General features: G+C 44.4%; 4 protein-coding genes and 1 tRNA gene. 4 read left to right on the top strand and 1 reads right to left on the bottom strand.

The window, feature by feature from the left end; translation table 11 throughout:
* Positions 1 to 41 precede the first annotated feature (41 nt).
* A tRNA-Gly gene (locus AB4351_RS20135) sits at positions 42 to 117 on the top strand.
* A 612-nt stretch (positions 118 to 729) separates the two neighbouring features.
* Here the strand turns inward: AB4351_RS20135 and queG are convergent.
* Entirely contained in the window at positions 730 to 1,908 is a 1,179-nt protein-coding gene (queG, locus tag AB4351_RS20130) for a tRNA epoxyqueuosine(34) reductase QueG (protein ID WP_017059922.1), read from the bottom strand.
* Positions 1,909 to 2,148: 240 nt separating this feature from the next.
* Between queG and tsaE the strand changes: the two genes are divergently transcribed.
* From tsaE to mutL, 3 genes are all read left to right on the top strand, one after another.
* On the top strand, positions 2,149 to 2,613 hold the full coding sequence (gene tsaE, locus AB4351_RS20125) for a tRNA (adenosine(37)-N6)-threonylcarbamoyltransferase complex ATPase subunit type 1 TsaE (RefSeq protein ID WP_102561785.1): 465 nt from the start codon (positions 2,149 to 2,151) through the stop codon (positions 2,611 to 2,613).
* On the top strand, positions 2,607 to 4,322 hold the full coding sequence (locus AB4351_RS20120) for an N-acetylmuramoyl-L-alanine amidase (protein ID WP_372126961.1): 1,716 nt from the start codon (positions 2,607 to 2,609) through the stop codon (positions 4,320 to 4,322). Before tsaE ends, AB4351_RS20120 begins: the two co-directional genes overlap by 7 nt.
* A 102-nt stretch (positions 4,323 to 4,424) precedes the next feature.
* On the top strand, positions 4,425 to 6,623 hold the full coding sequence (mutL, locus tag AB4351_RS20115; protein WP_372126959.1) for a DNA mismatch repair endonuclease MutL: 2,199 nt from the start codon (positions 4,425 to 4,427) through the stop codon (positions 6,621 to 6,623).
* Positions 6,624 to 6,639: the final 16 nt, after the last annotated feature.

The raw sequence follows: 6,639 nt of genomic DNA, 5'->3' as shown, positions 1-6,639 counted from the left end.
CGCAACCACATTACAGTTAAACGCGATAGCGGTTAACTTATGCGATACTAGCTCAGTTGGTAGAGCGCAACCTTGCCAAGGTTGAGGTCATCGGTTCGAACCCGATGTATCGCTCCAGCTTTCTTCTAAAAAAGCTAATAAGTACTTTAAACCTCTGTGTTTAAAGGCGACCACAAAGGTCACGCTCTTTCTTTAATGCTGCGAAGCATAATCCCCCCAAAAAGCAAATAATCCTCCATCATGGTGGATATTTTTTTGTCTTAAATTTTTCTTAGCAACTGGAATGCTAGTAAACATCAGGTCTCTGAAGCAGATACTTGAGGTTTTTCACATCTATAAACAGACTTATCCACAAAATGTTAGGTGTGGATAACTTGGTTGATAAAGTTATTTCAGTCTTAATTCTTTACCTATCCCTAAAAGATCTTTCTTGTTTTCAATATATTAGATGAATTGCAGCGATCGTAACTTGTTGTTTTTTATCAAGTTGGATGCCTATCTTGGATTTAATAAAAGATCGTTAACTTGTTGTTTTTTGATCTTAATCATTTATCGGTACTGTGTTTAACTTTGCTCGGGTGTCGGAAGTTTACGAGAGTTCTGAATTTTTTCCACATTGTTAGAATTGAGAACAAGGTCAAACATTGTTCTAAAATTATGTGCAACGAGTTGTCTTAAATATTGGACTATCGATGTGGGTGTCGCTGTCAATCGTTGATACCAAAAGGGCTAGGCGTCTCTTGGTAGTCCTTTCTCTACTATACGTATCAGTCTGTGCTTTTTGGTGGAGATTTTGCTGTTACTTTTTTGCACACAGCTATTTTTCTGCGTAGAGCTATCTTCTTGCACACTGCTAGCGTTGGGTAACTGCTGTAGTTGTTTATTCAAAGCCCACTCAATATGCACATCAAGCATTTCGTTTTTGCCTTGATGAGACTCCAGGGTTTCAATAATGCGTTGTTGAAATGGTGCATTGCCCATCGCAACAAAGATATTGCGTAACCACTGGGTGTGGCCGATACGTCTGATTGCTGAGCCTTCCATTTTCTTTAGGAAGGTTGCTTCGTCCCAACTTGAAAGTGAAACCAGATCGGCTTCTTGGAAATCTTCTCTGCGGTGAAAGTCTGTTTGCTCTGTGAGTTCGGCATGACGATTCCACGGGCAAACTAACTGACAATCATCGCAACCGTAGATACGGTTACCAATGGCATCTCTATACTCTTCAGGGATCACACCATCATATTCAATGGTTAAGTACGAAATACATTTGCGCGCATCAACCACGCCATCAGCAATAATGGCACCCGTTGGGCAAGAAGTGATACATGCGGTGCATTTGCCGCACTCATCAACACTGGGTTCATCCGTGGGAAGAGGGATGTTAACTAACAGCTCCCCTAGAAAGAACCAAGAGCCAGCGTCTTTATCAAGAATTAATGAGTGTTTACCTGTCCAGCCCAACCCTGCTTTTTGAGCGAGTGGTCTTTCCAAAATGGGCGCTGAATCGACGAAAGGGCGTGAGTCTAAACCCTCGACCTCTTTTTCAATTCTTTGTCCTAGCTTTTTCAACTGGTTACGGAACAATTTGTGATAGTCGCGGCCTAAAGAATAGCGGCTGATGTAGCCTTGAGTGGTATCGCTTAGGTTAGAGGCGAACTGAGCTTCTGGTGGTAGGTAGTTCATTCGAGCGCTGATCACTCGAATTGTGCCTGGGTGAAGTTCATCAGGACGTGCACGCATCATCCCATGTCGAGCCATCCAATCCATTTCGCCGTGGTTGCCTGCATCTAGCCATGCTTGAAGAGGGGCTTCGTGTTCACTTAAATCAACATCGCAGATGCCAACTTTTTGAAAGCCCAGCTCTTTTCCCCAGATTTTAATTTTTTCAGCAAGATGGTCTAGATTCATGGCTTATTTCTTATTTTCTCTGTTTTACAATTAGAGATAAGGCTAATTAAAATTAGGTTCGGCAAAAATGGGGGCGGATCTTAACGGATCTTAGTGGTGTTGACCAGAACAGACGCGTTTTGAGCAGTATTTTTCATAGAACTTACACTTGAGTGCTTGTCTCCCAAAAGCATCACGGTTTACTATTCTTGTTCTTTTGATTTTTATATAGTCAACGATCGATTTTTAGAGAACGTATTCATGAGCACGAAACAATTTACTTTGAAAGATGAACAAGCAACGATTCAATTAGGAACGGAGCTTTCGAATCTTTGCTCACAGCAGACGACTATTTATCTGCATGGTGATCTTGGCGCAGGTAAAACGACTTTCAGTCGTGGCTTTGTAAAAGCACTTGGCCATCAAGGAAATGTAAAGAGCCCAACGTATACTCTAGTTGAACCTTATCAACTTGTAGATTGGCAGGTGTACCACTTTGACCTTTATCGCCTAGCCGATCCTGAAGAGTTAGAGTTTATGGGAATTCGTGACTACTTTACTCCGGATGCTATCTGTTTGGTTGAATGGCCTGAGAAAGGTTATGGGATGCTACCAGAAGCCGATTTGGATATTGATATTCGTTACCAAGACGATCACCGTATTGTTTCTTTAACCGCTAATAGTGAATACGGACAGCGCTTACTTAGTCAGTTGGAGTTATGTTGATTTCTAAACGCCTTATTTCAACAGTGGCCATGATGGCTGCTGTTTTTTCTATACTGTTTTCTTCACTTGTTTCTGCAAACTCACTGAAAAGTTTAAGGATTTGGCCTTCTCCAGAAGGAACTCGTGTGGTTATCGACTTAAAATCAGAAGCGGACTTTAGCTATTTCACCCTGAGTAGCCCGAGTCGCTTAGTGGTTGATTTAAAAAATACCAGTCTTGCGACTAAGTTACCGGTCGAGGTGAAAGACAGCCCTGTTCTATCTAAGATTCGTAAGAGCTCACCGCCAGACAAAAACACCTATCGCTTGGTTTTTGAGTTAAAGAAGTCGTCTAAAGCAGAATTATTCAAACTGAGCCCGACCCCAGGTGGTCAGTATGGACACCGTTTGGTGATCGACTTACCTCATGGTGCGGCAAGTAAAGCGACATCGACACCGAGTAAGCCAACGGTAAGTAAGAACATTAATCAGGTTAAGCGCCAGAAAGATATTCTAATTGTGATTGATCCTGGCCACGGTGGTGAAGACCCAGGTTCGATTGGTCCTACGCGTAAATACGAAAAAGACGCGACTCTGAGTATTTCTAAGAAGTTAGCAGCTCAACTGAATGCGGTCCCGGGGATCAAAACTCGTATGACTCGTAATGCTGATTACTTTGTGAACCTGAATCGACGTGTTGCGATTGCTCGAGAGAATGAAGCTCACCTGTTGATCTCTATTCACGCCGACGCCTTTACGACGCCTCAACCAAGAGGTGGTTCAGTGTTTGTATTGAACACTCGACGCGCAAATACAGAGATCTCTCGTTGGATTGAGAATAAAGAGAAACAGTCTGAATTGCTTGGTGGTAGCGGTGCAGCGTTCACAAGCAATATTGATGATAAGAACGTAAACCAAACCCTGCTTGATTTGCAGTTTAGCCACTCTCAAAAAGAGGGCTACAAACTGGCAACGGCAATTCTGTCTGAAATGGGTAAGGTTGCGAAACTGCACAATAGCAAGCCGATTAACACCAGCTTAGCAGTATTACGTTCACCACAGATCCCATCAGTACTGGTAGAGACAGGTTTTATTTCGAATCCGACGGAAGAGAAGCTTCTTTTCCAACGTTCGCACCAAGATAAATTGGCACGAGCAGTGACTAAAGCGGTGGTTAAGTATTTGAAGGCTAACCCGCCTGAAGGGATTATCTTGTCTAACGCAACGTCATCAACGGGCAGCGTGAGCCAACATAAAGTCTCTCGTGGTGAGTCTTTGTCTGTGATTGCGAGCAAGTATGGTACGTCGACACAGACGTTGATGAAGTTCAACAATCTGAAATCGAGCAGCCTAGCAATTGGCCAAGTACTTAAGATTCCAGGCAGTGCTTCAACTTCATCATCAAGCAGTGCGGTTAAAACGAAGACCATCACTCACACGGTTAAGTCTGGAGAGTACCTAGGTAAGATCGCCAGCCGCTATAAAGTGTCGGTGGCTGATATTAAACGTGAGAACCGTTTGAAATCAGAGACGGTGAGAGTAGGCCAAAAGTTACGTATTACGGTTGAAGTTAAAGATGTTCCTCTGCGCAAACACAAAGTTGCAAGAGGTGATTACCTTGGCAAGATAGCTTCGAAATACGGCGTGAGCGTCAACAGCATTCGCCAAGCGAATAAGCTAAGATCTGACAGTCTAGCTATCGGCCAAGTGTTGATTATTCCTCACAAGTAGTCTTGGGAATGCTAAACAGCTTCAGGTATATCAATGATAAAAAATAAGAACTAGTGCAAACGTAGCAGCGTTTCCATCAATGGCAGTAAGGTAGCTATAAATATGACGATCAAAATACTGCCAGCTCGGTTAGCTAACCAAATCGCAGCGGGTGAGGTGGTAGAAAGACCCGCTTCTGTTGTAAAAGAGTTGGTTGAGAACAGTTTGGATTCTGGTGCGACACGTATCGATATTGATATCGAGAAAGGTGGCGCCAAGATGATCCGCGTTCGTGACAATGGTAAAGGCATCGTAAAAGATGAGCTTGCCTTGGCACTGAGTCGTCATGCTACCTCCAAAATCCACACTCTTGATGACCTAGAGGCGATCGTCAGCCTCGGTTTCCGTGGTGAAGCGCTGGCGAGTATTAGCTCGGTTGCGCGCTTGACCATGACTTCACGCCCTGCCACTCAAGATCAAGCTTGGGCAGCACACAGTGAAGGTCGTGATATGCAGGTAAAACTGCAGCCAGCAGCACACCCAATTGGTACTTCGGTTGAGGTGTTGGATCTGTTCTTCAATACACCAGCGCGCCGCAAATTCTTACGCACCGAGAAAACTGAATTCACCCATATTGATGAGTTGCTTAAACGCATCGCATTGAGTCGTTTTGATGTGACGATCAACCTTCGTCATAACGGCAAGATGATTCGTCAGTACCGCGCTGCAAAAACACAAGTTCAAGCAGAAAAGCGAATCGCTGCGGTATGTGGCAATCCTTTTGTTCGTCATATGCTTAAGATCGAACTTGAGCATCAAGGCCTAAAACTTCATGGCTGGATCACCACGCCTGAAGGGGCCAGACAGCAAAGCGACCTGCAATACTGCTATGTGAATGGTCGTATGATGCGTGACAAGCTGATCAACCATGCGATTCGTCAAAGCTACGAAACCAGCCTGCGTCCAGACCAATTCGCGACGTATGTGTTGTTCATTGAACTCGACCCACATCAGGTGGACGTGAATGTCCACCCTGCAAAACATGAAGTGCGTTTTCATCAAGCGCGCCTTGTGCATGACTTTATTTACCAAGCATTGAGTGATGGTTTAGCACAGAGCAAGCAGATCGATGCTGCACCAATCAATCAGTCGGCTTTTCATCAGTCAGAAGTGATTCATCATCAGCAAGATAGTACGAGCTCTGCAGTTGATGGTGTTGCAAGTTTCGCTGAGCCAGAAAGCGTAATGCTTAGCAGTTCGGATCAAACCCAAGTTTCGGATAGGGTGCGACACGCTATTGAGCAAACGCCTGCCTACCCGAGAAAAGCAGAATCAGAGCACGCTTTTGATAAGCCTCAACACAGCGTTAATGATGGTGGGCGACATTATGTTTCATCAATTAGCCCAAGCTCATCAACCAGTCCAAGTTCATCTGCTGGCCGAAGCTCGGCTACTAGTGACAGCAGTTTTACCGCTTCCTCTCGCCAAGAGTGGATAGAGTCTCGACCTGAACCTAAAAAAGAGAAAGAGCCACACCAACATCATGGTGAACCCGCGCCCTCTAAGCGAGAAGTGAAAGCCTATAAAGAGCTTCTGAAAACGCCTGATTTTGATGATCAAGTTGTACAGCCTTCATCTTCTCAAGAGCATGTGGCACCAGTAGAAACCAGAGAAAATAAAGAAGCTAAGCCTGCTCAACAGAACCTGGTTCATTCAAAACCAAGAGCACCTGTGACGGACTTAGGCAAAGCGGTCTCGGTTGTTGAACGTCAGTATCTGGTAATGGGCAACAAGAATGGCTGTGTTTTGGTTTCCTTAGCTAAGGCTGAATTATTACGTGTTGTTGGTCAGCTTGATACTCGAGGTGGCGCGTTAAAAAGCCAACCGTTATTGGTGCCTTTATCGATTAAGCTGGGTAGTGAACTTGTCGAAGTTGCTAAGGCGCTGAGTCAAACTCTGGCATTACTGGGGATTGAGCTTAAGGCGCGAAACAGCGAGGCGGTAATGGTGATGGGCGTGCCTTCTCCTTTAAGGCAGCAAAACTTACAAATTTTGATCCCAGATCTGTTATCTTACGCGGCTTCATTAAACGCTCAGATTGTTGATAAACACTCGGCTAATGTTTCTAACGACCTATTGCCATCATTGGTCAACTGGATCGGGATTCAAACCGCACAAGTAAAAAGCGACTACACTTTATCTGAAGCGGTTCAACTAGTTGGGGAACTAGAACAACTTTGGCATGGTCTACTTCCATTAGATGATCCAGAGTTTGTTAATCCTATCGACTTTTCAGCGACTATAGCCGCGTTTACGGTTTAATTTTTTCGCGACGACC

It is taken from the genome of Vibrio sp. 10N.261.51.F11, assembly GCF_041471665.1.
Lineage (GTDB): Bacteria > Pseudomonadota > Gammaproteobacteria > Enterobacterales > Vibrionaceae > Vibrio > Vibrio crassostreae_C.
This window is presented reverse-complemented; position numbering and strand designations above follow the sequence as displayed.

Bases quoted from the DNA above. Each gene is read 5' to 3' on its own strand.
- tsaE (WP_102561785.1), top strand. From the start codon at position 2,149: ATGAGCACGAAACAATTTACTTTGAAAGATGAACAAGCAACGATTCAA.
- queG (WP_017059922.1), bottom strand. From the start codon at position 1,908: ATGAATCTAGACCATCTTGCTGAAAAAATTAAAATCTGGGGAAAAGAG.
- mutL (WP_372126959.1), top strand. From the start codon at position 4,425: ATGACGATCAAAATACTGCCAGCTCGGTTAGCTAACCAAATCGCAGCG.
- AB4351_RS20120 (WP_372126961.1), top strand. From the start codon at position 2,607: ATGTTGATTTCTAAACGCCTTATTTCAACAGTGGCCATGATGGCTGCT.